Source organism: Geodermatophilus sp. SYSU D00705 (assembly GCF_054050135.1).
This window is the reverse complement of the sequence record NZ_JBJGYT010000013.1, coordinates 1-25,870: the sequence shown is the minus strand read 5'-3', so window position 1 is coordinate 25,870 and position 25,870 is coordinate 1. Positions and strand designations below refer to the sequence as shown.

General features: G+C 74.8%; 29 protein-coding genes. 22 read left to right on the top strand and 7 right to left on the bottom strand.

Annotated features, from left to right (window positions below; all coding sequences use genetic code 11):
• The first annotated feature begins 3 nt into the window (after positions 1–3).
• Genes fabG (ACI78Q_RS12430) through ACI78Q_RS12420 form a run of 3 tightly spaced genes read left to right on the top strand, consistent with a single transcriptional unit; the run spans position 4 to position 2,664 of the window.
• Positions 4–708, top strand: a complete 705-nt coding sequence (gene fabG / locus ACI78Q_RS12430) for a 3-oxoacyl-ACP reductase FabG (RefSeq protein WP_456923689.1) — start codon at positions 4–6, stop codon at positions 706–708.
• On the top strand, positions 708–1,478 hold the full coding sequence (gene fabI, locus ACI78Q_RS12425; RefSeq protein ID WP_456923688.1) for an enoyl-ACP reductase FabI: 771 nt from the start codon (positions 708–710) through the stop codon (positions 1,476–1,478). The genes fabG (ACI78Q_RS12430) and fabI overlap by 1 nt, the downstream gene beginning before the upstream one ends.
• Positions 1,479–1,515: 37 nt before the next feature.
• A complete protein-coding gene (locus tag ACI78Q_RS12420) occupies positions 1,516–2,664 on the top strand; it encodes a ferrochelatase (RefSeq protein ID WP_456923687.1) in 1,149 nt (382 codons plus the stop codon).
• 89 nt (positions 2,665–2,753) lie between these two features.
• Here ACI78Q_RS12420 and ACI78Q_RS12415 read toward each other — a convergent pair whose 3' ends face one another.
• Positions 2,754–3,491, bottom strand: coding sequence for a hypothetical protein (locus ACI78Q_RS12415; protein ID WP_456923686.1), 738 nt, complete (start codon positions 3,489–3,491; stop codon positions 2,754–2,756).
• A gap of 86 nt (positions 3,492–3,577) precedes the next feature.
• On the opposite strand from ACI78Q_RS12415, the gene ACI78Q_RS12410 reads away from it, so the two are divergent.
• Together ACI78Q_RS12410 and ACI78Q_RS12405 are read left to right on the top strand one after the other, a co-directional pair.
• Entirely contained in the window at positions 3,578–4,021 is a 444-nt protein-coding gene (locus ACI78Q_RS12410) for an NfeD family protein (protein WP_456923685.1), read from the top strand.
• Positions 4,022–4,067: 46 nt separating this feature from the next.
• Complete coding sequence (locus tag ACI78Q_RS12405; RefSeq protein WP_456923684.1) at positions 4,068–5,288, top strand: SPFH domain-containing protein; 1,221 nt, start codon at positions 4,068–4,070, stop codon at positions 5,286–5,288.
• A gap of 102 nt (positions 5,289–5,390) precedes the next feature.
• Here ACI78Q_RS12405 and ACI78Q_RS12400 read toward each other — a convergent pair whose 3' ends face one another.
• Both ACI78Q_RS12400 and ACI78Q_RS12395 read right to left on the bottom strand, forming a co-directional pair.
• A complete protein-coding gene (locus tag ACI78Q_RS12400; protein ID WP_456923683.1) occupies positions 5,391–6,392 on the bottom strand; it encodes an RNA polymerase sigma factor SigF in 1,002 nt (333 codons plus the stop codon).
• Positions 6,389–6,886 carry an ATP-binding protein gene (locus ACI78Q_RS12395; protein ID WP_456923682.1) on the bottom strand — a complete coding sequence of 166 codons (498 nt, stop codon included), beginning with the start codon at positions 6,884–6,886 and terminating at the stop codon, positions 6,389–6,391. The genes ACI78Q_RS12400 and ACI78Q_RS12395 overlap by 4 nt, the downstream gene beginning before the upstream one ends.
• Before the next feature lie 226 nt (positions 6,887–7,112).
• Here ACI78Q_RS12395 and ACI78Q_RS12390 point away from each other — a divergent pair, with 226 nt between their 5' ends.
• Together ACI78Q_RS12390 and ACI78Q_RS12385 are read left to right on the top strand one after the other, a co-directional pair.
• Complete coding sequence (locus ACI78Q_RS12390; protein ID WP_456923681.1) at positions 7,113–8,969, top strand: SpoIIE family protein phosphatase; 1,857 nt, start codon at positions 7,113–7,115, stop codon at positions 8,967–8,969.
• A 58-nt stretch (positions 8,970–9,027) separates the two neighbouring features.
• Entirely contained in the window at positions 9,028–10,050 is a 1,023-nt protein-coding gene (locus ACI78Q_RS12385) for a DNA topoisomerase IB (protein ID WP_456923680.1), read from the top strand.
• A gap of 67 nt (positions 10,051–10,117) precedes the next feature.
• On the opposite strand, the gene ACI78Q_RS12380 is transcribed toward ACI78Q_RS12385, so the two are convergent.
• Positions 10,118–10,516, bottom strand: coding sequence for an STAS domain-containing protein (locus ACI78Q_RS12380; protein WP_456923679.1), 399 nt, complete (start codon positions 10,514–10,516; stop codon positions 10,118–10,120).
• Positions 10,517–10,851: 335 nt separating this feature from the next.
• Between ACI78Q_RS12380 and ACI78Q_RS12375 the strand changes: the two genes are divergently transcribed.
• Positions 10,852–11,787 carry a hypothetical protein gene (locus ACI78Q_RS12375; protein ID WP_456923678.1) on the top strand — a complete coding sequence of 312 codons (936 nt, stop codon included), beginning with the start codon at positions 10,852–10,854 and terminating at the stop codon, positions 11,785–11,787.
• Between the two features lie 31 nt (positions 11,788–11,818).
• Here the strand turns inward: ACI78Q_RS12375 and ACI78Q_RS12370 are convergent, their stop codons facing one another.
• Positions 11,819–12,229, bottom strand: a complete 411-nt coding sequence (locus ACI78Q_RS12370; protein ID WP_456923677.1) for a hypothetical protein — start codon at positions 12,227–12,229, stop codon at positions 11,819–11,821.
• 171 nt (positions 12,230–12,400) lie between these two features.
• On the opposite strand from ACI78Q_RS12370, the gene ACI78Q_RS12365 reads away from it, so the two are divergent.
• The 5 genes from ACI78Q_RS12365 to purU all read left to right on the top strand — a co-directional run bounded on the left by ACI78Q_RS12365 (position 12,401) and on the right by purU (position 17,015).
• The gene (locus ACI78Q_RS12365; protein ID WP_456923676.1) at positions 12,401–12,970 is read left to right on the top strand and encodes a DUF1360 domain-containing protein; all 570 of its coding nucleotides are present in this window, start codon (positions 12,401–12,403) and stop codon (positions 12,968–12,970) included.
• A gap of 129 nt (positions 12,971–13,099) precedes the next feature.
• Entirely contained in the window at positions 13,100–14,119 is a 1,020-nt protein-coding gene (gene ku, locus ACI78Q_RS12360) for a non-homologous end joining protein Ku (RefSeq protein WP_456923674.1), read from the top strand.
• A gap of 1 nt (position 14,120) precedes the next feature.
• A complete protein-coding gene (gene ligD / locus ACI78Q_RS12355; RefSeq protein ID WP_456923672.1) occupies positions 14,121–15,089 on the top strand; it encodes a non-homologous end-joining DNA ligase in 969 nt (322 codons plus the stop codon).
• Between the two features lie 25 nt (positions 15,090–15,114).
• Complete coding sequence (gene ligD / locus ACI78Q_RS12350; RefSeq protein ID WP_456923671.1) at positions 15,115–16,035, top strand: non-homologous end-joining DNA ligase; 921 nt, start codon at positions 15,115–15,117, stop codon at positions 16,033–16,035.
• Between the two features lie 83 nt (positions 16,036–16,118).
• On the top strand, positions 16,119–17,015 hold the full coding sequence (gene purU / locus ACI78Q_RS12345; protein ID WP_456923669.1) for a formyltetrahydrofolate deformylase: 897 nt from the start codon (positions 16,119–16,121) through the stop codon (positions 17,013–17,015).
• A gap of 38 nt (positions 17,016–17,053) precedes the next feature.
• Here purU and ACI78Q_RS12340 read toward each other — a convergent pair whose 3' ends face one another.
• A complete protein-coding gene (locus tag ACI78Q_RS12340) occupies positions 17,054–18,004 on the bottom strand; it encodes a proteasome assembly chaperone family protein (RefSeq protein ID WP_456923668.1) in 951 nt (316 codons plus the stop codon).
• 68 nt (positions 18,005–18,072) lie between these two features.
• Positions 18,073–19,395 (bottom strand): AI-2E family transporter, encoded by a 1,323-nt coding sequence (locus ACI78Q_RS12335; RefSeq protein ID WP_456923667.1) that lies wholly within the window; start codon positions 19,393–19,395, stop codon positions 18,073–18,075.
• 78 nt (positions 19,396–19,473) lie between these two features.
• Here ACI78Q_RS12335 and ACI78Q_RS12330 point away from each other — a divergent pair, with 78 nt between their 5' ends.
• The 9 genes from ACI78Q_RS12330 (at position 19,474) to fabG (ACI78Q_RS12290) (ending at position 25,766) form a co-directional block, all read left to right on the top strand.
• Positions 19,474–19,941 carry a PPOX class F420-dependent oxidoreductase gene (locus tag ACI78Q_RS12330; protein ID WP_456923666.1) on the top strand — a complete coding sequence of 156 codons (468 nt, stop codon included), beginning with the start codon at positions 19,474–19,476 and terminating at the stop codon, positions 19,939–19,941.
• Between the two features lie 39 nt (positions 19,942–19,980).
• A complete protein-coding gene (locus ACI78Q_RS12325; protein ID WP_456923665.1) occupies positions 19,981–20,547 on the top strand; it encodes a hypothetical protein in 567 nt (188 codons plus the stop codon).
• A gap of 84 nt (positions 20,548–20,631) precedes the next feature.
• Positions 20,632–21,177 carry a hypothetical protein gene (locus ACI78Q_RS12320; protein WP_456923664.1) on the top strand — a complete coding sequence of 182 codons (546 nt, stop codon included), beginning with the start codon at positions 20,632–20,634 and terminating at the stop codon, positions 21,175–21,177.
• Between the two features lie 44 nt (positions 21,178–21,221).
• Positions 21,222–21,968 (top strand): dienelactone hydrolase family protein, encoded by a 747-nt coding sequence (locus ACI78Q_RS12315; RefSeq protein ID WP_456923663.1) that lies wholly within the window; start codon positions 21,222–21,224, stop codon positions 21,966–21,968.
• A 185-nt stretch (positions 21,969–22,153) separates the two neighbouring features.
• Positions 22,154–23,578, top strand: a complete 1,425-nt coding sequence (locus ACI78Q_RS12310) for an AI-2E family transporter (RefSeq protein WP_456923662.1) — start codon at positions 22,154–22,156, stop codon at positions 23,576–23,578.
• A gap of 90 nt (positions 23,579–23,668) precedes the next feature.
• Positions 23,669–23,929 (top strand): hypothetical protein, encoded by a 261-nt coding sequence (locus ACI78Q_RS12305; protein WP_456923661.1) that lies wholly within the window; start codon positions 23,669–23,671, stop codon positions 23,927–23,929.
• Positions 23,930–23,961: 32 nt separating this feature from the next.
• Positions 23,962–24,366, top strand: a complete 405-nt coding sequence (locus ACI78Q_RS12300; RefSeq protein WP_456923660.1) for an AAA family ATPase — start codon at positions 23,962–23,964, stop codon at positions 24,364–24,366.
• Positions 24,367–24,457: 91 nt separating this feature from the next.
• Positions 24,458–24,877, top strand: a complete 420-nt coding sequence (locus tag ACI78Q_RS12295) for a DUF350 domain-containing protein (RefSeq protein ID WP_456923659.1) — start codon at positions 24,458–24,460, stop codon at positions 24,875–24,877.
• Positions 24,878–24,995: 118 nt separating this feature from the next.
• Positions 24,996–25,766, top strand: coding sequence for a 3-oxoacyl-ACP reductase FabG (gene fabG, locus ACI78Q_RS12290; protein WP_456923658.1), 771 nt, complete (start codon positions 24,996–24,998; stop codon positions 25,764–25,766).
• Positions 25,767–25,870: the final 104 nt, after the last annotated feature.

Genomic DNA, 25,870 nt, shown 5'->3' with positions numbered 1-25,870 from the left:
GCAGTGGGCAGATCGGTGCTCGTGACCGGTGGGAACCGGGGGATCGGGCTGGCCATCGCCCGTTCCTTCGCCGAGCAGGGCGACTCGGTGGCGGTCACCCACCGCGGCAGCGGCGTCCCCGACGGGCTGTTCGGCGTGCGGTGCGACGTCACCAGCACCGAGGACGTCGACCGCGCGTTCACCGAGGTCGAGGAGCACCAGGGGCCGGTGGAGGTGCTGGTCAGCAACGCCGGCATCACCCGCGACGGGCTGCTCATGCGGATGAAGGAGGCGGACTTCACCGACGTCCTCGACGCCAACCTCACCGCCGCCTACCGGGTGTCCAAGCGGGCCGCGGCCAAGATGGTCCGGGCACGCTCGGGGCGGATGGTCTTCATCTCCTCGGTCGTGGGCCTGCTCGGCTCGGCCGGGCAGACCAACTACGCGGCGAGCAAGGCCGGCCTGGTCGGGCTGGCCCGCTCGATCGCCCGGGAGCTGGGCAGCCGCGGCATCACCGCCAACGTGGTGGCGCCGGGCTTCGTCGAGACCGACATGACCGCGCAGCTGCCCGAGAAGCGCCAGCAGGAGATCCTGGGGCAGGTGCCGCTGGGCCGGTACGCCTCGGCGGAGGAGATCGCCGGCGTCGTGCGCTTCCTGGCCGGCGACGCGGGTGGCTACATCACCGGGGCGGTCGTCCCGGTCGACGGCGGACTGGGAATGGGGCACTGATGGGCATCCTCGAGGGCAAGAAGATCCTGGTCACCGGGGTCCTCACCGAGGCGTCGATCGCCTTCGCGACGGCCCGCCTGGCGCAGGAGCAGGGCGCCACCGTCGTCCTGTCCAACTTCGGCCGCGCCCTGTCGCTGTGCCAGCGGATCGCCAAGCGGCTGCCGCAGGAGGCGCCGGTCGTCGAGCTCGACGTCACGAACACCGAGCACCTCGACAGCCTCGCCGGCCGGCTGCGCGAGCACGTGGGGGACAGCCTCGACGGCGTCGTCCACTCGATCGGCTTCGCCCCGCAGGAGGCGATGGGCGAGGGCTTCCCCGAGGTCGCGTGGGAGCACGCGGCGACGGCGTTCCAGGTGTCGACCTGGTCGATGGCCTCCCTCACCCAGGCCTGCCGCCCGCTGTTCGCGGAGCGGGCCTCCGTCGTGGGGCTCACCTTCGACGCCACCGTCGCCTGGCCGGTCTACGGCTGGATGGGCGCGGCCAAGGCGGCGCTGGAGTCCACGTCCCGGTACCTGGCCCGCGAGCTGGGCCCGGAGGGGGTCCGGGTCAACCTGGTCGCGGCCGGCCCGCTGCGCAGCATGGCCATGAAGTCGATCCCCGGCAGCGCCCAGTTCGAGGAGGCCTGGGAGGCGCGCGCGCCGCTGGGCTGGTCGGTCACCGACACCGAGCCCGCCGGCAAGGCCGTCGTCGCCCTGCTGTCGGACTGGTTCCCCGCCACCACCGGCGAGATCGTGCACGTGGACGGGGGCTTCCACGCCGTCGGCGTGTGAGCCGCACCCGATCCGCGCCCGAGACAGAAAGACCCCCGTGCCCCGCGCCGACGTCGACATCCACCCCGGCCAGCGCCCCGACGAGGACCCCTCGCTCGCCGTCCGCAACAACGGCGGTGCCGCCCCGTCGGACCGTCCGGCCCCGGCGGGACGGCGGGAGGCGCTGCTGGTGCTCTCCTTCGGCGGCCCCGAGGGGCCCGCGGACGTGATGCCGTTCCTCGAGAACGTCACCCGCGGCCGCGGCATCCCGCGCGAGCGGCTCGAGGCGGTCGCCGAGCACTACCACCACTTCGGCGGCGTCAGCCCGATCAACGACCAGAACAAGGCGCTGATCGCCGCCGTCGAGGCCGAGCTGGCCGCCGCCGGGGCCGACCTGCCGGTCTACTGGGGCAACCGGAACTGGGCGCCCTACGTCGAGGACACCTGGCGGCAGATGGCCGAGGACGGCGTCGAGCACGTCTACGTCTTCGCCACGTCCGCCTACGCCTCGGCGTCGGGGTGCCGGCAGTACCACGAGGACGTCGCCCGGGCCCGCGCGGCGTTCGGCCCCGAGGCGCCGACGGCGGAGAAGCTGCCGCACTACTTCGACGCGCCCGGCTTCGTGCGGGCCAACGCCGACGCCCTGGCCGCCGCGCTGGCGTCGTTGCCCGAGGACGTCCGGGACGGCGCCCGGCTGGTGGCGACCGCGCACAGCATCCCGGACGCGATGGCCGCCGTCGCCGGGCCCGACGGCCACGCCTACGAGGCCGAGCTCACGGCCGCCGCCCGGCAGGTGGTGGACGCCGTCGCGCCGGGCCGGTCGTTCGACCTGGTGTGGCAGAGCCGCAGCGGCCCGCCGTCGGTGCCGTGGCTGGAGCCCGACGTCAACGACCACCTCCGCGCGCTGGCCGAGGCAGGGGAGACCGCGGTCGTGCTCTTCCCGGTCGGCTTCGTCAGCGACCACCTCGAGGTCGTCTGGGACCTCGACAACGAGGCGCGGGAGACCGCCGCGGAGCTGGGGCTGGCCTTCGCCCGCGCGGGCACGGCCGGCACGCACCCGGCGTTCGTCGCCACGGTGCGCGAGCTGGTGGAGGAGCGCCGCGCCGGCGGCCCGCCGCGCCTGGGCACCGACTGCCCGGCGCGCTGTTGCCATGTCCACCGTCGGCCTACCGGCCTCCACCGCGGCCAGGAGCCGTCCCCCGCGTGAGCTGAGCTCCACCCGTGTCCCGGTCGGGGAGCCTCCGGCCCCCGCGACCGGTCCACCGCCAAGCGGCTCACGACGGCGGTGTGCTCGCCCTACCGGGGAATGGCGTTGAAGGCAGCGGTGACCGCCTCGCGGACGGCGTCGGCGAGCGGGCGCAGGGCGTCGTCCCGCGCGGCGGCCTGGGTGTGGGTGACCGCCCCGCCGGGGGCGTCGGTGAGCGCCAGGTCGAGCACCCGGGACAGCCGCTGCGCGCGGGCCAGGACCGACAGAGCCACGGGGTCGGTGTCCGGCGGCATCCCCGGCACGTGGGCCGGCCGGGCCAGGCCGGCCAGCAGCGCCGGCACCTCCGGGTGCCAGCGGGCGAGGTCGAGGTCGACCAGGGTGCGGGCCGCGTCGCCCACCGCGAGGTCCAGCGCACCGGACACCGCGCGCAGCGACCCCTCCACCGGCGGCGGCACCGGCGGGACGCCGTCGAGCCCGAACGCCGTCCACTGGACCACCTCGTCCCCGAGGGCCTCGGGGACCAGCGCGACGCGCTCCCCGACGGCGGCCTGGCCCGCCTCCAGCGCCAGCTCGGACAGGCCCGGGGCGCGCGGGAGCCCGCGGACGTCGCCGGGCACGGGGAGGACCAGCCGCAGCCGGCGCTCGCCGAGGCCGCGCAGCGCGGTCAGCGCCCAGCCGAGGGGTACCGCCTCCTCGGTGCCGGGCATCCCGGTCACCCGGTGCGCGGTCTCGCCGAGGAGCGCGTCCAGCGCCTCGTCGTAGGAGGAACGGCCGGTGAGCCAGGCGGTCGCCCAGACCGCGAACCGGCCGGCGGGGAAGTCGTGCACCCAGCGAGGTTATGTCGAGGGCCCGGGAAGGTGACGATGGTGTTGAGATCGATCACTCTCCGGTTCCGGTCTGCCAGAGTGACGGTGTGGACGCCTGGCTGTTGTGGCTCATCGCATCGGGCCTGTTCGCCGCGGGTGAGATGGCCAGTCTCGACCTGGTCCTGCTCATGTTCGCCGGGGGTGCGCTGGGCGGCATGACCATCGCGCTGCTCGGCGGGCCGGTCGCGCTGCAACTGGTCGGGTTCATCGTCGTCTCGGCGCTGCTGCTGGTCCTCGTGCGCCCGCTCGCGAAGCGGCACCTGGTCGACCGCACGCCCGAGCAGCTCGACGGCGTCGCCACCCTCATCGGCCGGACGGCGAAGGTCACCGAGGCCGTCGACGGGCACGGCGGGCGCATCCGCCTGGGCGCCGACGAGTGGACCGCGCGCAGCCAGTTCGGCGGCGAACGCTACGCCGTCGGCACCACGGTCCGGATCCTGCAGGTGGACGGGGCCACCGCCGTTGTGGGGGACGCCCTCGAACTGGAGTGACCCGCATCCCTCAGACCTGTCCCACCCCTGACGAAGGGAGCTCCCCGTGACGCCCGCCCTCATCGCCGTCCTGGTCATCGCGCTGCTGGTCATCGTCGTCATCGCCAAGAGCGTGACGATCGTGCCGCAGGCGCAGGCCAAGGTCGTCGAGCGGCTCGGCCGCTACAGCCGCACGCTGTCGCCGGGCCTGTCGATCCTCGTGCCGTTCATCGATCGCGTCCGCGCCACCATCGACCTCCGCGAGCAGGTCGTCTCGTTCCCGCCGCAGCCGGTGATCACCGCCGACAACCTGCAGGTGGGCATCGACACCGTCGTCTACTTCCAGGTGACCGACCCGCGGCTGGCCGTGTACGGCATCGCGAACTACATCACCGGCATGGAGCAGCTGACCACCACGACACTGCGCAACGTCGTCGGCGGGCTCAACCTCGAGGGCGCGCTCACCGGCCGCGACGGCATCAACAGCCAGCTGCGCTCGGTGCTCGACGGCACCACCGGGCCGTGGGGGCTGCGCGTGGCCCGCGTGGAGATCAAGGCGATCGACCCGCCGCCCTCCATCCAGGACTCGATGGAGAAGCAGATGCGCGCCGACCGCGACAAGCGGGCCATCATCCTGCAGGCCGAGGGCGCCCGGCAGTCGGCGATCACCACGGCCGAGGGCCAGAAGGCCGCCGCCATCCTCTCGGCGGAGGGCAAGAAGCAGGCGGCGATCCTCGAGGCGGAGGCCGAGCGGCAGAGCCGGATCCTGCGCGCCGAGGGTGAACGGGCCGCGCTGTTCCTGCAGGCCCAAGGCCAGGCGAAGTCCATCGAGACGGTCTTCCAGGCCATCCACGACGGCAAGCCCGACCAGGGGCTGTTGGCCTACCAGTACCTGCAGACGCTGCCGCAGATCGCGCAGGGCGACGCCAACAAGATGTGGATCGTCCCCAGCGAGTTCAGCAAGGCGCTGGAGGGGCTGGCCAACCTGGGCGGCGCCCAGGGCGGGTCGTCGTGGATGGACGTCGGCGCGTCGGCCAACGGCGCCGGGTCCGGACCACGGGACGGCGGACTGGACACCAGCAGCTGGTTCGAGTCGCAGCTCCCGCCGGCGGCCGACCAGCCCGAGGCCAGGATCGAGCTGTCGAGCATCACCGACACCGAACCGGCGGTGCCGACCCCGCCGCCGCTGTCCCAGGTGACCGAGGACGTGCGCGACAGCGGCCCGGCTGCGGACCCCACGGTGCGCGCGCAGTTCGAGCACCCCGAGGCCGGCGAGCCCCGGGCCTGATGGCGCTGCGGCACGGGCACCGCGTGCCCGTGCCGCAGCCCGCGGCCCTGCAGGGCCCGCTGCGAGCTCGCGAGCGGTGCCGACCGGTAGGTCGACAGTGACTCAGTCCTTGAGCAGGCCCTCGCGGAGCTTGGCCAGGGTCTGGCTGAGCAGCCGCGAGACGTGCATCTGCGAGATGCCGATGTCCGCGGCGATCTGGGACTGGGTCATGTTGCCGAAGAACCGCAGGATCAGGATGCGGCGCTCGCGGGCCGGGATCGTGGCCAGCAGTGGCTGCAGCGACTCGCGGTACTCCACGCCCTCGAGGGCGGCGTCCTCCTCGCCGAGGGTGGCCGCCAGGGTGGGGGAGTCGTCCTCGCCGGAGAGCCGCTCGTCCAGGGAGCTGCTGCGGTAGGCGTTGGCGACGGCGAGCCCCTCCAGGACCTCCGCGCGCGGGATGCCCAGGTGCTCGGCCAGCTCCGACGGGGTCGGGGCGCGGCCGTTCTTCTGGGCCAGCTCACCGACCGCCGCGTTGAGCGACAGGTGCAGCTCCTGCAGCCGGCGCGGCACCCGCACCGACCAGCCCTGGTCGCGGAAGTGGCGCTTGATCTCCCCGGTGATCGTCGGCACCGCGAAGGAGAGGAACTCCACGCCGCGGGTCGGGTCGAACCGGTCGATCGCCGCGATGAGGCCGAGCGTGCCGACCTGCAGCAGGTCGTCGAACGGCTCCCCGCGGTTGCTGAACCGGCGGGCGAAGTGCCGGACGAGCGGCAGGTGCTCCTCGACGAGGATCTCCCGCAGCCGCTCCCGCCGGGGGTCGCCCTTCTCCAGCGTCGCCAGCTCCGCGAACAGGGGAGCGGTGCGCTCGGCGCGGCGGCGGTTGTCCGACACCGGGGCGGCGTCGGGCTCGGCCGCGGCCTCCGGCGCGGCGTCTGCCTCCGGCTCGGCGTCCGCCTCCGGGTCCGTCACGCTGTCTGCCGGCACCGTCTCGGTGCGGGGGTCGGGCACCACGACCGGCTGCTCCGCGGACGCGGCCTCTCCCTCGCCGGGTGCGGTCGGGCGGTCGTCGTCGCGCAGGGTGTCCTCCTCGACCGGCTGGGACCTCGCGGTTGCCCCCCGGCTCACCGGGAGACCGAGACGTTCTGGCCCGCGCCACCGAGCTTCTGGTCCGGGCGCTGGCCCGGCAGGAACTTGTCCATCGAGATGACCGCGACCGCCGCGCCGGAGCCGTCTCCGGCCGGCACGGTCGCCTGCGTGGCCGGCCCGGCCTCCACGTTGTCGACCAGGGTGTGCAGCACCGCCCAGCCGAAGCCGTCGCGGGGGACGTCGGTGCCCTCGGTCGTGGGCACCCAGGCGTCGATGTGCAGGCCGGCCCGCGTCGTCTCGAACACGACGGTCAGGCGCCGGTCTCCCGACACCACCGAGGCCAGCGTCGCGCACGCCTCGTCCACCGCCAGGCGGAGGTCCTCGACCGCGTCGAGGTCGTAGTCCATCCGCATCGCCAGGTCACCGGCCATCGCCCGAACCGCGGGCAGCTGGGTCGGGGTGGTGGGCACCCGCAGTTCCAGTCGCTCGGCGCGCCGCCCGTCGTGCGCGAGGGCACCCCTCGAGTCCACCATCCGTCGTCCGCTCCTCATCCTCTGCGTTCCGCACTCGCCGCCGGGAGACCCCGCGCGTGCGGCTCTGCACCCATCCTGCCTGACCGGCCGCCGACACCGGCGCGTCGCGGAGGGCCACGGCGCCCGAAGGAGGGCCATACCCGGCCACCGGGGGCCGTCAAACCCGTGGACCGACCTGGGGGATCGCGGTTGCCGCCCCCCTGGCCCTGTTGTTTCCTGGCCGCAGATGAACGCCAGCCAGCACAGCCCGCCACCGGGGTCCCGTCCCGTCGAGGACGCGGGCGGAGCCGTGCTGGTCGCGGCGATGGAGGAGGCGCCGGCGGCGATCTACTGCCTCGCCGGGCCGGCCCTGGAACCGGTCTGGGCCAACGCCCGGGCGCGGCAGCTGGGGGCGACCCGGGCCGACCTCCCGTCCGTCGCTGGACAGCCCGTCGCCGACCTGGCCGACGCCGTGGCGCGGACCGGCCGCCCGGAGACGCTCCACGGCGCCCGAGGGTCGGACGGGCAGGCGACGAGCGTCGTGCTTCAGCCGCTGACGGTCGCCGGTGAGCCCGGCGTGCTGCTGGTCCTGGAGCCGACCCCGGCCCCCGTGCCGCCGGTCGAGCGCCCGGCCTCGGAGGCCGACGTGGTGGAGCTGGCGCAGCACTCGCTGTTGCCGCCCGCGCTGCCGCTCCTGCCCGATCTGCGGCTGTCGGGGAGCTACCACCGGGCCAGCTCGGTGCGCGCCGCCGGCGGCGACTGGTACGACGCCGTCCCGCTCGGGCGCGGCCGGGTGGCGCTGGTCATCGGTGACGCCGTCGGCCACGGCGTCCCGGCTGCCGGGGCGATGAGCCGCCTGCGCGGGGCCATGCGGTCGGTGGCGCTGCGGGACCCGTCGCCGGCGGCGGTGGTCGCCGCCCTCGACGCGTTCGCCACCCAGATGGACGACGTCGAGGGCGCCTCGGTCTTCTACGCGGTCCTGGAGGCGGCGACCGGCCGGATCACCTACGCCGCGGCCGGGCACCCCGCGCCGCTGGTCGTGCGGGCCGACGGGACGACCGCGTTCCTGCCCCTGACCGCCCGCCCGCCGCTCGGCAGCCTCCCCGGCGCGCCCACCCTGGTGGAGACCGCCGAGCTGCCGCCGGGGGCCACGCTCGTCCTCTACTCCGACGGCGCCGTGGCCGCCTCCGGGCCGCCGCCGGCCCAGGGCCTGGACCGGCTGGCCCAGGTCGCCCGCGACGCGCTGACCGGGTCCGGCGGCCTCGACGAGGAGGGGGCGGCCGGGCTGGCCGCCGACGTCGTCGAGCGGTTGCTGAGATCGGGGGAACGGCCCGACGACATCGCCGTCCTCGTCGCCCACCGGCGCGCGGAGACGACGGAGCCCGTCGGCCTCGACCTGCCCGCCGTCCCGTCGTCCCTGCCCGCGGTCCGCCGGCGGCTGGGCGGCTGGCTGACGGCGCTGGGCATGGGCGAGCAGGACCGGGTCGGCGTCATGGTCGCGGTGGGGGAGGCCTGCGCCAACGCCGTCGAGCACGCCTACCGCGGCACCGAGCCGGGCCGGGTGTACGTGACCGCCGCGGTGGACGTCGACGGCCTGCTGACCGTCACCGTCCGCGACGAGGGCCGCTGGCGGCCGCCGGACCGCGACCCCGGCGACCGCGGCCGGGGGCTGCTGATCATGCGGCAGCTGGTCGACGGCGTGGTGCTGCAGGGCGAGCACGGCACCACCGTCACGCTCAGCATGCGGCTGCGCCGGAGCCCGGACGAGATCGAGGAGCGGCACGCCAGCACCAGCACCGCCGAGGTCGTCGTGGACCGCACGGCCGACCGGCCGGTGGTGCGGGCCTCGGGCGCGGTGGACCTCGTCGGCGCCGAGCAGATGCGCATCCGCCTCCTGGAGGCCAGCCACGGCGGCACCGGCCGCGTCGAGCTCGACCTCACCGCGGTCACCCTGTTCAGCAGTGCCGCGGTGCGCGTCGTGCTCGCCATGGCCCGGATCGCCGGGGACGAGGGGTGGCGGCTGGTGGTGCACGCCCCCGACGGCGGCGTGACCCGGCACATCCTGGAGATCAGCGGCCTGGCCGGGTTGGTCGAGCTGCGCTGACGGGGAACGGCGGCGGCGCTCCGGTTTGGGGAACGCCGCCGGTGCGCATCCTCCCGGCGTGAGACTCCGCCGCAGCGACGTGCACGGCCCCGGGTGGCGACGCCGGCGCGCCGGCCGCGGTTTCGCCTACTACGACACCGACGGCTCCCTGATCAGGGGCGAGCGCCTGGACCGCGTGCGCGCCCTCGCCATCCCGCCGGCCTGGCGGGACGTGTGGATCTGCCCCTGGCCCAACGGGCACATCCAGGCCACCGGGGTGGACGCCGCGGGCCGCCGCCAGTACCGCTACCACGACCAGTGGCGGGCCCGGCGCGACGCCGAGAAGCACGAGCGGGTGCTCGAGATCGCCCACCAGCTGCCCGACGTCCGCGAGGCGGTGGTGGGGGCGGTCACCGGCAGCGGGCTCACCCGAGAGCGGGTGCTCGCCGCCGCCGTCCGGCTGCTGGACCTCGGGGCCTTCCGGGTCGGCAGCGAGCAGTACGCCGAGGACAACGGCACCTACGGGCTGGCCACGCTGCGCCGGGAGCACGTGCGCGTGCGGGGCGAACGGGTGTTCTTCTCCTACACGGCCAAGGGCGGCATCGAGCGGGAGCTGGAGCTCACCGACCGGCCGACCGCCGACGTCGTCCGAGAGCTGCTCAAGCGGCCCGACGACACCGGGGACGAGCTGCTCGGCTACTGGGTGGACGACCCCACCGGGCCCGGTCGGGTGTGGCACGACGTGACCAGCACCGAGGTCAACGCCTACCTCAAGGAGGTCAGCGACGCGGAGATCACCGCCAAGGACTTCCGCACCTGGAACGCGACCGTGCTGATGGCCGCGACCCTGGCCGAGAGCCCGGCGCCGGCGACGAAGACCGCCCGCAAGCGGGTGGTCAAGCAGGCCTACGAGCGGGTGTCGGAGACGCTCGGCAACACCCCGGCGGTGTGCAAGGCCAGCTACGTGGACCCGCGGGTCGTCGACCGCTTCGAGAGCGGTGAGACCATCGCGCCCGCGCTGGGGGAGGCGGCCTCGGCCCCCGACGACCGGACGGCGCAGAAGGTGCTCGAGCAGGCCGTCTGCCAGATGCTCACCGGCTGAGCCGAGGACGACGAAGGCCCCGCCGGTGGCGGGGCCTTCGTCGTGTGGCCCCTGCAGGGGCCCGTCGTCAGCGAGCGCTGCTGTCCACGATGGTGAACAGGTCGATCAGGCCGGTGACCTCCAGCGGCCGGGTGACCGCGCGGGTGGTGGCGACCAGGCGCAGGTCGACCTCGCGGGAGCGGGCCGACTTCTGGGTCTCGACGAGGACGGCGAGCCCGGCGGACCCGAGGAACTGCACGCCGGACAGGTCGATGACCAGGCTCGACGGCTGCTGCTCGAGCTGGGTGTCCAGCGACGAGCGGAGGACCGGGGCGGTGAACGTGTCCACTTCGCCGACGACCGTCACCGTGACCGCGCCGTCGTCCCCGGTGGAGGTGGAGAGCGTGATCACGTCGTCGAAGGGCGCCTCGGTGCCTTCGGTGGACACGTCGGGCTGCCCCTCGGCAGGCAGGTCGGATGTGGTCACGGGCTGAGCTCCTCTCAACGGCAGTGCCCGACGGCACGACCGCCAGGTCAATCTACCGCTGTGCGGCCCCCCGGTGTCATGGCCCCCGGACGCGCTCGTCGTCGAACGTGTCCCCCGCCGGTGCGACGCCGGCGTGGCCGCGGCTGCCTGCTCAACCGCCGTACCAAGGTAGACAACCGCCCCGGGACGCGCCAAACGCGCCCCCGGCACGCAGCCGCAGGTGAGAAGTGCGTGGCCCGACTGGCGTGGCGCCTGCTGCCGGCACGCCGCCCGGTTAGCGTCCGGACCGCCCGCGTCGCCCCGGCGTGGGGTGCCCGTCCCTCCCCGGAGCGTCCATGAGCAGCACCACGTCCGCGCCTGCCCTCGCCCGCCCGGTCGCGTCCGCGGCGGCGCCGACCGTGCCGGACGTCGCCACCCCGGTGCTCACCCGGGTGGGTACCCGGCTCGGCCGGCCGCGGCTGACCTGGCACCCGGCGTGGCTGCCGGTGCTGGAGGCCTTCGCCGCCGCGGAGCCGCCGACGCCGCACCGGGTCGCGCTCGAGTGGTACCGCAACGAGTCCTACGGGGCCCCGCCGGACGAGTCGATCCACCTGGAGGCGCTGCCCGCCGACGTCCGTGCCGGGATCCGGGCCATGGGGGAGTCGATGTGGCGGGTGCCGGTGGTGCCGGCCGGCGGCTTCGCGCACCTGACCCGGATGACCCAGCCGCTCGGCGGCCACCTCAACGCCTTCCTCGCCGCGCTCAAGGGCGCCATCGCCGAGGCGTCGGAGCACCACACGACGAGCATGAAGGCGCCGATCGGCATGGGGTCGGGCAGCGAGGACGGGTCCTTCCCGCTGCACGCCGACATCTTCCCCGGCCGCTACCTGCTCAACGTCTTCAACGAGCCGGCCCCGGACCGGCAGGGTGCCTCGCTGCTGATGTCGGTGGCCGAGTTCGGGACGCTGGCCGCCGCCGCGTTCGGCGAGGAGCGGGCCGCGCGGATGCTCACCCTCATCCGCCGCGAGCTGCCGTGGGACATGGAGGCCTACGAGGAGGTCTTCGGATACCACGACCACCCGGACGACTCGGGCCTGATCGCCGCGAGCAACGCCGCGGCCACCTGCATCCTCTACCGCCGCGGCGAGGGGTACCTGGTCGACGACGCGGTGTGGCTGCACGGCCGGACCGTCGTCCGCAAGAGCGAGCACACCTTCGACCGGGTCCACCGCCTGACGTTCGACACGGCGGACTCCTTCGCCGAGCGGATGGCGCTGGAGACCGCCGGCTGAGCCCGGGGCCGGGCCCAGCCGGCGCCGGTCGTCAGTCGACGACGTGGACGGCGGCCTCCTCCGGGCCCTCGCCGCCGACCGGCAGGTCCGCGGTCGCCTCGACGTCGTCGGCGGTGCGGTTGGTGCCGGAGTCGGAGTCCGGCGTGGTCGAGGTGTCCTGCTCGAGCTGCAGGGAGGCCCGCTGGGGGTCCTCGGCGGCGCGGACGCCGGGCTGGACGTCGGGCACCTCCCGCTCCAGCCGGCCGGTGAGCGACTCGCCCTCCGCCTGCTCGAACGACGTGGTGCCGAAGTCGACGCTGGCGCCGGGCTCGTCGCCCGGGACCGGCGCGAACTGCGGGTCCTCGGCGCGCTCCTGGGTGGGGGAGTCGTCCTGGGAGACCTCGGGGATGCCCTCGTCCTCGGGGAACACGTCGCGGGCGGTCTGGCCCTCGGGCTGCGTCATGCGGTGCCTCCTCTGCGCGGGGTGGCCCGCGCTCGCCGGATGCGGCCGGGGAGCCGGCCGCCGTCTGGGGTCCGGCCTACCCGCCGCGTGCCCGGCCATGCGTGACCCTCGTCCTCCCGCGGCCGGTCCCGTTCCGGCATGGGTCCGGCAGGCGTGGGGTAGCGGGCGCCCATGGCGATCGCAGACGAGGTGCAGCGGATCGGGGCCCCGGTCCGCCGCTGGGCCCGCATCCAGAAGCGCGAGTACTCACAGGGAGAGCCGCGCCCGCTGGGCGGGGACCTCGGGGCGATGGGGGTGTACAGCGCCGTGGTGGCCGCCGGCGCGGCCGTCGTCCGGGCCTCGGGGCGGCCGCTGCCCCGTCGCATACCGCTGGGGGACGCCGTGCTGCTGACGGTCGGCACCTTCCGGCTGGCCCGCCGCATCGCCAAGGACCCGGTGACCAGCCCCCTGCGCGCGCCGTTCACCGCGTTCCAGGGGCCGTCGGGGCACGCGGAGGTGGCCGAGGAGGTGCGCGAGCACGGCGGGGTCAAGCACGCCGTCGGGGAGCTGCTCACCTGCCCGTTCTGCCTGGCCCAGTGGGTGGGCACGGCGTTCGTGTTCGCCTACGTGGCCGCCCCGAACGCCACCCGGCTGGCCGCGCTGACGATGACCGCCGTCGCCGGCTCCGACGTCCTGCAGTTCGCCTATGACGCCATCCAGAACGGTGCCCTCGAGCCCGGGGACGACGAGGGGGTGCAGTAGCCCACCCGTACGGGCGAGACGCGGGGGGTTCGACCTGCCGCGGCCGGGGGAACGGACCTATCCTGCGATCTTGACCGCTCCGGCCTTCCCCGCCCGCGGTCTGGGACGGGCCTTGCGGAGGAGAGCGGCATGCGGTCGATCTGGCGCGGCGCGGTGTCCTTCGGCCTGGTGAGCATCGGCGTGAAGCTGTACACCGCCACCGAGGACCACGACATCCGGTTCAACCAGGTGCACGCCACCGACGGGGGCCGGATCAAGTACAAGCGGGTCTGCTCGATCGACGGCGAGGAGGTCGAGTACTCCGAGATCGCCAAGGGCTACGAGCTGCCCGACGGCCAGCTGGTGGTCCTCACCGACGAGGACTTCGAGGAGCTCCCGCTGACCACGCGGCGCGAGATCGAGGTGCTGGAGTTCGTCGACCAGGACGAGATCGACCCGATCCACTTCGAGAAGACCTACTTCCTGGAGCCCGACGCCTCCGCGACCCGCCCCTACGTGCTGCTGCGCGACGCGCTGGAGAACGCCGGGCAGGTCGCCATCACCAAGATCGCGATCCGCTCGCGGGAGTCGCTGGCCGCGCTGCGGGTGCGCGAGGGCGTCATGGTGCTGCACACGATGCGCTGGCCCGACGAGATCCGGCGTCCGGACTTCGCCTTCCTCGACGAGGACATCGCCGTCCGGCCGCAGGAGCTGCAGATGGCCGAGGCGCTGATCACCTCGATGACCGGGGAGTTCGACCCCACCGCCTTCACCGACGACTATCGCGAGGCCATGGCCTCGCTGCTGGAGGCCAAGCAGAGCGGCGGCGAGGTGCAGCCGCTGCCGGAGACCGCCGACTCCGGCGCGGCCGTCGTCGACCTGATGAGCGCCCTGCGCCGCAGCGTCGAGCAGGCCCGGGGCGGCGCCCCGGCCGAGGACGCGGAGCCCCCGCGGCGCGCGCCGGCGAAGAAGGCGACCGCGGCCAAGCGCGCCCCCGCCCCCGCGGACGACGACGCCGAGCCGCGCCCGGCCCGGAAGACGGCGGCGCGCAAGGCGACGGCCGAGAAGAAGCCCCCCGCCGCGAAGAAGACGACGGCCGCCAAGAAGACCCCGGCGGCGAAGAAGGCCCCGGCGGACCAGCCGGCCAAGCGCGCCCGCCGCACCGCCTGAGGTGGCCGCGCCGGCCACGGTGCCGCCGCCGATGCTGGCCACGGCGGCGGCGCTCCCGCCACCGGAGCAGGACGCGCAGTGGGGCTACGAGTTCAAGTGGGACGGCGTCCGGGCGGTCGCCGTCGTGCGGGGCGGCGCGCTGACCCTGTGGGCGCGCAGCGGCACCGACATCTCCGTGCGCTACCCCGAGCTGGGCCGCCTGCCCGCGCCGCTGGCCGGGCACGACGCCGTCCTCGACGGCGAGGTGGTCGCACTCGACGCGCAGGGCCGGCCGGACTTCGGGGCGCTGCAGGGCCGGATGCACCGCACCGGCCCCGAGGTGGCCCGGATGGCCGCCGCCGCACCGGTCACCTACCTGGTGTTCGACCTGCTCGCCCTCGACGGCTCGGACCTCTGCGGGCTGCCGTACGTGCGCCGCCGCGAGCGCCTGGACGCCCTCGGCGTCGGCGGCGCCCGCTGGGCGGGCACGCCGTGGTTCCGGGGCGGTGGGGAGACGGTGCTGGCCGCCAGCCGGGAGAACGGGCTGGAGGGCGTGGTCGCCAAGCGGCTGGACTCCCCGTACCGGCCCGGCCAGCGCGGTGCGGAGTGGCTCAAGGTCAAGAACGTCCGCACCCAGTCCGTCGTCGTCGGCGGCTGGCGGCCGGGGCAGGGCCGGCGGGCCGGGGGAGTGGGGTCGCTGCTGGTCGGCGTCCACGACGACGAGGGCCGGTTCGTCTACGTGGGCCACGTCGGCACCGGGTTCACCGCCCAGGCGCTGCGCGACCTCGAGGCGCTGTTCACCCCGCGCGCCGGCAGTCCGTTCGTCGGCGCGCTGCCGCGGGAGGTCACGCGCGACGCCCGGTGGGTCGAGCCGGACCTCGTCGGTGAGGTCGCCTTCGCCGTCTGGACGGCGGACGGCCGGCTGCGGCACCCCTCGTGGCGGGGCCTGCGCGACGACCTCGTCCCCGAGGACGTCGTGGAGGAGTGGTGAGCGCGCAGCGGGTACGGAGGTGTCCGTGAGCCGTCAGCTGGTGCGGGTGGAGGGGCGACAGCTGACCGTCTCCAACCTGGAGAAGGTGCTCTTCCCGGAGGTCTCCTTCACCAAGGCGCAGGTGATCGACTACTACGTGCGGATCGCCCCGGTGCTGCTGCCGCACCTGTCGGGCCGGCCGGTCACCTTCACCCGCTGGCCCGACGGGGTGGAGGGGCAGGCGTTCTTCGAGAAGAACAGCGCCCGGCACGCTCCCGACTGGGTGCGGCGCGTGACGGTCCCGAGCCCGGGCAGCTCCCGTGGCCGGGAGACCCTCGACATGGTCATCCTCGAGACCGTCGCCGACCTGGCCTGGGCGGCCAACCTCGCCGCGCTCGAGCTGCACGTGCCCCAGTGGCAGGTGGGCAGCAGGCTGCAGCCTGCGCTGCCGGACCTGCTCGTGCTCGACCTCGACCCGGGGCCCGACACCGGGATCCTCGAGTGCTGCGAGGTCGCCGAGCGGCTGCGCGAGCGGCTGGTCCAGGACGGGCTGGACCCGGTGGTCAAGACGTCGGGCTCCAAGGGCATGCAGGTGTACGCGCCGATCCGGGTGACCGACCGGGAGCACCCCAGCCGCTACGCCAGGCACCTCGCCCAGGAGCTGGCGACGGAGACCCCGGACGAGGTCGTCTGGCGCATGGAGAAGGTCCTGCGCCCCGGCAAGGTGCTCATCGACTGGAGCCAGAACAACCCGGCCAAGACGACGGTGGCCCCGTACTCGCTGCGCGCCCGCCCGGACGCCACGGTGTCGGCCCCGATCGGCTGGGACGAGGTCGAGGCGGTCGTGGACGGCGCCGACCCCGGATCGCTGCGCTTCCGCACCGAGGAGGTGCTGGCCCGGGTCGAGGAGTACGGCGACCTGTTCGACATCGCGGGGGCCGAGCGCGCCGTCCTGCCGTCCGTCTGAGAGGACCTCTCCTCCCGACCCCTCGCGCGCTCGGGGCGGTGCCATGGAGGAGGCCATCGGCGGGCCTGGCATCCTCGATCCCCGTGTCCGTTGCTGAGCTGCCCTCCCTCGGTCCCCGCGACGACCGGCTGACCGACGTCGGACGCCTGGTCGTCCGCTGCCCGGACCGGCCGGGGATCGTCGCCGTGCTGTCCCGCCTGCTGGCCGACGCCGGCGCGAACATCACCGAGTCGCAGCAGCACTCCTCCGACCCGGTCGGGGGCACCTTCACGCTGCGGCTGGAGTTCTTCCTCGCCGACCTGGCCGCCCGCCGCCACCAGCTCGAGGGGGCGCTGGCGCTGCTGGCCCGCGAGTGGCAGCTCACCTGGCGGCTGACCGAGGCGGCGGCCAGGCCGCGGCTGGCGGTCTTCGTCAGCAAGACCGACCACGTGCTGCAGGAGCTGCTGTACCGGGTGGGCTCCGGCGACCTGCGGGCGGAGATCGCCGCCGTCGTCTCCAACCACCGCGACCTGGAGCCGGTCGCCCGCTCGGCGGGCATCCCGTTCCACCACGTCCCGGTGACGCCGGACACCAAGGCGGACGCCGAGGCCCGCGCGCTGGAGCTGGTCGGCGACGTCGACCTGGTGGTGCTGGCCCGCTACATGCAGATCGTGTCGGCCGACTTCTGCAGCCGGTTCCCGGAGCGGCTGATCAACATCCACCACAGCTTCCTGCCGGCCTTCGTCGGGGCGAACCCGTACCAGGCGGCCCACGACCGCGGCGTCAAGCTGATCGGGGCGACCGCGCACTACGTCACGCCGGAGCTGGACGCCGGGCCGATCATCGAGCAGGAGGTCGCCCGCGTCGACCACCGCGCCTCGGTGGAGGACATGCGGCGGATCGGCCGCTACGTCGAGCGGCAGGTGCTCGCCCAGGCGGTCACCTGGCACGTGGAGGACCGCGTGATCGTCGACGGCGAGAAGACCATCGTCTTCGCCTGAGGCATCCCCGCCTCCGGACGCTCGGGGGGCGCCGCCGATCACTCCCCGCGGCGGCGCTCCTGCTCGGCCAGGAACCGCTCCAGCTCCGCGCCGATCTCCTCGCCGCTGGGCACCTCGCCGATCTCGCTGAGCAGCTCGCTGCCCTCCCGGGCGGAGGTGAACTGGTCGTACTGCTGCTCCAGCGCCGCGACCACGGCGGTGTTCTCGCTGCTGCGGGCGATCTGCTCGTCGACCTCGGTGCGGTGCGCCTCGGCGGCCTCGCGCAGCGTCTCGGTCGGCAGGTGCAGACCGGTGAGCCGGGAGAGGTGCTCGAGCAGGGTGACCGAGGCCGCCGGGAACGTCGTCTGCGCGAGGTAGTGGGGCACGTGCGCGGCGACGCCACAGGCGTCGACGCCGGCCTCGCCCATGCGCAGCTCCAGCAGCGCGGCGACGCTGCCCGGGATGCGCATCTCGCCCCAGTACACGGGGTACTCGGCGATGAGCGGACGGCGCGTCGCGTGCGCGGTGACCGTCACCGGGCGGGTGTGCGGCACCGGCATCGGGATGGCCTGCAGCGCCACGACCGACGTCACGCCCAGCCGCTCCACCAGCCCGGCCACCGCGGCGATGAACCGCTCCCAGGCGAAGTCGGGCTCGGCGCCGTGCAGCAGCAGGAACGGCTCGCCGGCGTCGTCCTCCACGGCGTAGAGCAGCAGCTCGGGTGCGCTGAAGGACTCGTAGTGGTCGCCGTTGAAGGTCATCCGCGGCCGGTGGGCGCGGTAGTCGATGAGGCTGTCGACGTCGAACCGCGCGATCACCTCGTGGGGCAGGCTGGCCAGCAGGTGGGAGCCGGCCAGCGCGCCGGCGTGGGCGGCGTCGAACTCACCGGCGAGGTCGTGGACGAGGACCAGGCCACGCCGCTGCTCCGCCCCGGTCACCGCCGCCTCCCGGGTGAGGAACGGCTGGGCCTCGGGGAGCAGCTCGACGAGCTCCTCCGGTCGGTGCGCCACGGGTCATGCCTCCTGGAACTCGGGTCTCGCTCATGATCAAGTCACGGCGCGTGGCGGGCATTCCCGGTTCAGCCGCGGGAGTCGCCGTCCCCGAGACCCTGGTGCGAGGGCCGGCTGCTGCCGCCTGGAGCCGGCGGCGCGACCTGCTCCCGCGTCACCTCCGCGCCGGTCTCGTCGCCCCGGATCTCCGGCCGGGTGCCGTCGTCGGCGACGTCGGGAGAACGCGCGTCGAGCTGGTCGCGGACGTACCGGTAGATGACGGCGATGAGCGCGGCCACGGGGACGCCGAGGAAGGCGCCGGTGATGCCGGCCAGGCTGCCGCCGGCGGTGACCGCGAGGATCACCACCGCCGCGTGCAGGTTGAACCCGCGACCCTGGATGATCGGCTGCAGCACGTTGCCCTCGATCTGCTGCACCAGCAGCACGATCCCGAACACGATGAGCGCGACGGTGAAGCCCTCGTCGACCAGGGCGATCAGCACGGCGAAGGCGCCGGCGACGAACGCACCGATGATCGGGATGAAGGCGCCGAAGAAGGTCAGCACGGCCAGCGGCAGCACCAGCGGGACGTCGAGGATCCACAGCCCCAGGCCGATGAAGAAGGCGTCGACGAAGCCGACCAGGGCCTGCTGCTTGATGAACTCCGAGAGGGTGCTCCAGGTCTTCTGCGACAGCGCGGCCACGTGGGGCGCGGCCCTCGGCCCGGTCTGCGCCGCCAGCCACGGCACCCAGCGCGGGCCGTCCTTGATGAAGAAGAACGCCAGCACCAGCGCCAGGACGAGGTTGATCAGCCCGTTCCCGACGGCCGAGGCGCCGGTGAGCGCGTACCCGGCGACGTTCTGCGCGTTGTCCTGCAGCGAGTTGATGGCGTTGTCGACGGCCTGCCCGATCTGGTCCTCGCCGATGTTGAACGGCGGGCCCTGCAGCCAGGTCTGCACCTGCTGCAGCCCGGCGGCGGTCTGGTCGGCCAGCTCGCCCACCTGGTCCCCGACCTGGGGCGCGATGGCCGCGACGATGCCGCCGATCACCGCGAGGAAGCCGAGCAGGGCGACGGACGCGGCCAGCGCGGGCGGCCAGCGGTGCTTGCGCAGGAAACGGGTCGGCGGCCACAGCACCGTGGCGAAGAGCAGGCCCAGGACGATCGGCAGCAGGATCACCCACAGCTTGCCGAGCACCCACCCGATGACGACGACCGCGCCGGTGATGAGCAGCAGTTGAGCCGAGGCGACGGCGAGGGACCGCATCGCCCGGCGCACGCGGGGACCGCGCTGCGCGGACGGGGCCGGGGCGCCGGTGACGGCGGCCGCGTCGGGGTCGGCGACGTGCTCGCGCCGCTCGACGCGAGCCGGCTCCTCCGCCGCGGCGGAGCGGCCGGACCCTGGGAGTCTCATGCGCGAGGTCACGGGAGGTGGATGTCCGTTCCGGGACGTGCGGAAACGATCACCGGGCACGGGTCGTAGCGTCGGCCCATGCCGAAGACCGCCACAGCCGACCGGGTCGACCGGGCCGCGCTCGAGGAGTTCCTGCGCCCCCGCCACAAGGCGCTGCTGGTGACCCGCCGGAGCAGCGGGGGAGTCCAGCTCTCCCCGGTGACCTGCGGGCTGGACGGCGAGGGGCGCATCGTCGTCTCCACCTATCCGCAGCGGGCCAAGGTCGCCAACGCCCGCCGCGACCCCGCCGTCTCCCTGTGCGTGCTCTCCGACGACTGGGACGGGCCCTGGGTGCAGCTCGACGGCCGCGCCGAGGTGCTGGACCTGCCCGAGGCGCTGGAGCCGCTGGTCGACTACTTCCGGTCGATCAGCGGCGAGCACCCCGACTGGGACGAGTACCGCGCCGCGATGACCCGCCAGGGCAAGTCGCTGCTCCGGGTCACGATCGAGCGCTGGGGCCCGGTCGCGACCGGCGGGTTCCCGCCGGAGGTCGCCAGGCGGATGTAGGTCCTGGTCCGGCCCGGAGAAAGCTGACAGGCTTGCCCGGTGCCGTTCGTGGTGACCGCCGTCCCCTCCGGCGGTGACGGGTCCGGGCAGGTGGAGGCGGTGCTGGGCCGCCTGGGCGAGCTGCCGGCGGTGTGGCCGTTCGCGCGGGTGGGGGACGGCGAGCTGCAGGGCGTCCTGGCCGATCCGACCGCGGTGGTCGACGTCGTCCTGGGGCTGGTGCGCGCGCCCGGCTGGACCGTCGGGGTGGGTGCCGGACCGGTCCTCGACGGCGGGCGGCCCGGCGGCCCCGCGCTGCTGTCCGGGCGTCGCGCGGCCGACGCCGCCGGTCAGCGCGGCACCCGGCTGGCCGTCCGCGGTGCGGTGCCGCCGGAGGCGGCCGACGCCCAGGCGGTGCTGACCGCCCTGGCCGTCGTGGTCCAGCGGCGCAGCCCCCAGGCGTGGGAGGCGATCGAGCTGGTGGCCGGCGGCCGCACCCAGGCCCGGGCGGCCGCCGCGCTCGGCATCTCCCGGCAGGCGGTCGGCCAGCGGCTGGCGGCGGGGCTGTGGGAGCTGGAGCGGGAGCTGCGGCCGACCGCGGCACGGCTGCTCACCCGCGCCGAGGGCTGACCTCCCCGGACGCCGTCGTCGCGCGCGGTGATCACCGGGCAGCGAGAATGGGGCGCCACCGCCGTCCGCCCCCTGGGAGAGCCCGTGCCCGAGCCGTCCGCCTCAGGCGGGATCCGCAACGTCGAGCTGCTCGGCGTCTACACCAACGACCACCTGGCCGCCGCCACCGGCGGGATCGAGCTGGTCAGCCGGATGCTCGGCCGGCACCGCGGCGGGGCGTACGAGCAGCGCATGGAGGAGCTGCTCGACGAGCTGCGCGAGGAACGGTCGGCCCTGGAGTCGACCATGCGGACCCTCGGCATCCCGGTCCGGCAGTACAAGCAGGCCATCTCGTGGCTGGGCGAGAAGGTGTCGCGGGCGAAGCTCAACGGGCACCTGCTGTCCCGGTCGCCGCTGTCGGACGTCGTCGAGCTCGAGTTCATCGCCACCGCCGTGCTGGCCAAGCGGGCCGGCTTCGAGACGCTGCGCGCCCTGGCCGAGACCGATCCGCGCATCGACGCCGCGCTGTTCCACCGGCTCATCGAGCAGGCCGACAAGCAGCACCACTGGCTCGCCGACGCCCGCCGCGAGGTCGCCGCCGGCGTCTTCGGCGGTTCCCCGGCCGCGGCCGACGACGCCGCCGACACCTGACCCGGGGCCGGGGGGGCGGCGCCCGGCCCGGTAGAACACCGGTCATGTGCCACGACACCGACAGCCGCCCACCCGCGCCGCCCCGCAGCGGCGACGTCGCCGAGCGCGGCACCCTGACCCTGACCGCGGCCGACGGCACCGAGTTCGCCGCCGCCTACGCCGCACCCGACGGCCCGGCCCGCGTCGGGGTCGTCGTCCTGCCCGACATCCGCGGGCTGCACCCCTACTACGTCGCCCTCGCGGAGCGCTTCGCCGAGGCCGGGCTCCCCGCCCTGGCCGTCGACTACTTCGGGCGGACGGCGGAGCTGCCGCCCACGGGCACCCGCGAGCAGGACTTCGACTGGCAGACGCACATCCCGCAGACCACTCCCGCGGGCGTGGACGCCGACGTCGCCGCGGCGATCGCCTACCTGCGCGAGCGCACCCGCCCGGACCTGCCGGTGGTGACCGTCGGCTTCTGCTTCGGCGGCAGCCACTCGTGGCGGCTGGCCGGCGGTGACCTGGACGTGGCCGCCTGCGTCGGCTTCTACGGCCGGCCGGCGATGGTCGGCGAGGCCCCCGCCACGCGGCCGACCCTGATGGTCATCGCCGGGGCCGACAGTGCGACGCCGGTGGAGGACCAGCTGGAGCTGGCCGCCAAGCTGCGCGCCGGCGGCGCGGAGGTGGAGACCGCCGTCTACGACGGCGCGCCGCACTCGTTCTTCGACCGCGCGTACGGCGACTGGGCCGAGGCCTGCGCCGACGTCTGGCGCCGCGTGCTGGCCCTCACCGACCGGGTCGCCCTCGGCTGAGCGCGAAGGCCGCGCTGCCGGACGGTGCGGGTACTGAGCCCGCCGGCCCGGCATGCCACGCTGGTGCCCGGGTACTGCGGGCGCCGCACGGGGGAGAGGCGGAGTGCACATGGGCACGAGCGACGTCGAGACGGCCGGCGGGCGGCGGACCGACGTCCGCGCCGCGGGCTGAGCCGGCGCGGACGATGGTCGCTTCCCAGCGGCTCCCGGGCACCGGGACCGACACCCCCGCGGCGCCTGGCCCGGCCGAGGTGGCCGCCGCGGTCCACGACGCCGCCGCCGAGGAGACCTCGGTCGCGGCCGCCGCGGTCGACCGGGCCGCGGCAGCCGGGGCGGTCTCCGGTGAGGCGGCGTCCGGCGCGGCCGCCGAGGCCGTCACCCGCACGGAGCTCGGCCCCTCGACCGCGGGGCTGCCGCGCTGGCTGGTCCTGCTGGTCGGCTGCGCGGCGGCCACGATCGCGATCGCCGGCGTCCGGTCGATCGCCTGGCTGGTCGGCCCGGTGCTGCTCGCCCTCGTGGTCGTCATCGCCCTCATGCCGGTGCAGCGCTTCCTGCAGCGGCACGGGTGGCCGCGCTGGCTCAGCGCCACGGTCCTGCTCGTGCTGGTGTGGGGCATCCTGCTGGCCTTCGTGGCGCTGCTGGTGGTGTCGATCGCCCAGTTCGCCAACCTGCTGCCCGACTACGCCGGCTCGGCCGAGCAGCTGCTGGCGTCGGTGGTCGACGACCTCAACGACCGGGGCATCGTCTCCGGGCAGCTGTCGGACCTGGTCGCGCAGTTCGACTACAGCCAGCTGGTCGGCGTCGCCACCGGGCTGCTCTCCCGGGTCTCGGACGCCGCGACCACGCTGGTCCTCCTGCTGTCGTCGATCGTCTTCCTCGCCATCGAGTCCGGCGGGTTCGGACGGCGGCTGGCGCTGGTGGCCACCGAGCGCCCGCACCTGCCGATCGCGCTGGGCCTGTTCGCCCGCGGCACCCGCAGCTACCTGCTGGTCAGCACGGTGTTCGGGGGGATCGTCGCGATCGGGGACGGGATCGCGCTGGCGATCATCGGCATCCCGCTGCCGGTGGTGTGGGGGCTGCTGTCGTTCATCACCAACTACGTGCCCAACATCGGGTTCGTCCTCGGGCTGGTGCCCCCGGCCATCCTGGGCCTGCTCAGCGGCGGGTGGTCGACCTTCTGGGTGGTCGTCGCGGTCTACGCGCTGCTCAACTTCGTCGTCCAGACGCTGATCCAGCCCCGGTTCGTGGGCGACTCGGTGGGCCTGTCCATGACGGTCACCTTCGTCGCGCTGCTGTTCTGGGGCTGGGTGCTCGGCGCGCTGGGTGCGCTGCTGGCCATCCCGCTGACGCTGCTGGTCAAGGCGATGCTCGTGGACGTCGACCCGCGGGGCCACTGGTTGGACGCCCTGCTGCGCGAGGAGCCGCGGGCCCCGCGGACCAGCCGCGCCCGGCAGCGGACCCACGCCCGGCGGGCGGCGCTCGCGTCGGTGCGCGCGCTCCAGCCGCACCTGCCCGGCCGGCGGCACTCCGACGCGCCCGCCCCGGGAGAGGAGCCGCCGGTGCCGGACACCGGGGAACCGGCCCCTGCGCAGGGCCGGTCCGGGGACTGAACGCGCAGGTCAGCACGGAATGTCAGACCCCCGGAGGACGTTGTCACCATGTCGGGCACGCCGCCCGGCGAGACGTCTTCGGAGGCACAGATGAAGGGCGATCGCGTCGAGGTCGTGATCGATGCCGGGGGCACGACCCGCACCTACGACATCGAGGCCACCCGCGCCGGACGGCGGGTGGACGTGACCCACGGCCGGGGTCTCGTGGAGGTCACCGAGAGCACCCGCGGGGGCACCCCGGTCCGCACGGCCCGGTTCATGGCCGGACGGGTGCTCGCGCTGGTGGAGCACCCGGCGCCGCGCCGCACGCCGGACGACGCCGAGGTGACCCCGCTGCGGCAGTCGGCCTGACCCAGGCACCGGCCGGGCAGGAACTCGTCGTGATGGCGGGCCTGCAGGGCAGCGGGAAGTCCACGTGGGTGGGCGAGCACCTCGCCGGCACCCACGTGGTCGTCAGCAAGGACCACTGGCCCAACGCCCGCCGCCGCGAGGCACGCCAGCGGCGGGTGGTCGCCGAGCTGCTGGCGCGGGGCGCGAGCATCGTCGTGGACAACACCAACCCCACGCCGGAGGACCGCGCCCCGCTCGTCGCGGCGGCCCGCGCCGCCGGCGCCGGCGTCCGCGCCGTCTGGGTCGACACCCCCGTCGACACCTGTGTGGCACGCAACGGCACCCGCGAGGGCCGCGCCCGCGTGCCCCTGGCCGGGCTGTTCGGCACCGCCGCGCGGTTCGTGCCGCCCGCGCCGGAGGAGGGCTTCGACCGGGTGGACGTCGTCCGGGCCGGCTGAGGCGGCGGTCCAGCGGCACGCCGGGAGGGGGATCGGACCGCCGTGCGGTAGGACTTGTCCCGCCCGAGTCCCCGACCGTCGGAGGTCCATCGTGCTGGCCAGCATCGGTTACGCCGTTGCCTACACCGGGCTCGGCATCGCGCTGCTGACCCTCGGTTTCGTCGTCCTCGACCTGCTCACCCCCGGTCGCCTCGGCCGGCACATCCACGAGGAGCGGTCGGTCAACGCCGGCCTCGTGCTGGCCACGGGCTTCCTGGGCCAGGGCGCCGTCGTGTTCGCCGCGATCTGGACGAACGCCACGAACGGCTTCGGCGAGGCGCTGCTCTACACCGTGGTCTTCGGGGTGCTGGGGGTGCTGCTCCAGGCCGTCGCGTTCGTCGTCCTCGACCTCATCACCCCCGGCAAGCTCGGCGCCCACGTCACCGAGGTGGCCTTCCACCCCGCCAGCCTCGTGCTGGGAGCCGTGCAGGTCGCCGTCGCCGCGATCGTCGTCGCCAGCATCTGGCCCTGACCTGGGGGTCCTCCGGGACGCCGACGCGCCGGGGCTACCGGTCGGTAGCCCTCCCGCCTCGCCGCCGTACCGTGTCGGCAGCGCACCGGAAGGTGCAGACACGAAAGGGATCTCCCGTATGAGCGAGGCAAGCAGCACCGGCGCCCGCGTGGCCATCGTGACCGGGGCCGCGCGCGGCATCGGCGCGGCCACCGCCCTGCGACTGGCGCAGGACGGGTTCGCCGTGGGCGTGGTCGACCTGGAGGAGACCGCCGGCAAGGAGACCGTGCAGGCCATCGAGGCCGCCGGGGGCCGGGCACTCGCCGTCGGTGCCGACGTCAGCGACCCGGAGCAGGTGGAGGCCGCGGTCGGCCGCGTCGCCGCCGAGCTGGGCGCGCCGACCGTCCTGGTCAACAACGCCGGTGTCACCCGCGACAACCTGCTGTTCAAGATGACCGAGTCCGACTGGGACACGGTCATGAACGTCCACCTGCGTGGCGCGTTCCTCATGACCCGCGCGGTGCAGAAGCACATGATCGAGGCCCGCTGGGGTCGCGTGGTCAACCTGTCGAGCACCTCGGCGCTGGGCAACCGCGGCCAGGCCAACTACTCGGCGGCCAAGGCCGGCCTGCAGGGCTTCACCAAGACCCTCGCCATCGAGCTGGGCAAGTTCGGCGTCACCGCCAACGCCATCGCCCCCGGGTTCATCCAGACCGAGATGACCAAGGCGACCGCCGAGCGCCTCGGCGTCCCGTTCGAGGACTTCATCGCCGGCGCGGCCAAGGAGATCCCGGTGCAGCGCGTCGGGCAGCCCGAGGACATCGCCCACCTGGTGTCGTTCTTCGTCAGCGAGGGCGCCGGCTTCGTCTCCGGGCAGGTCGTCTACGCCGCGGGCGGCCCCAAGGCCTGACCCGCCCGTGGGGGGGGGGGGGGGGGGGGGGGGGGGGGGGGGGGGGGGGGGGGGGGGGGGGGGTGGGGGGGGGTGGTGGGGGGGCCGCGGGGGGGTCGGCGGGT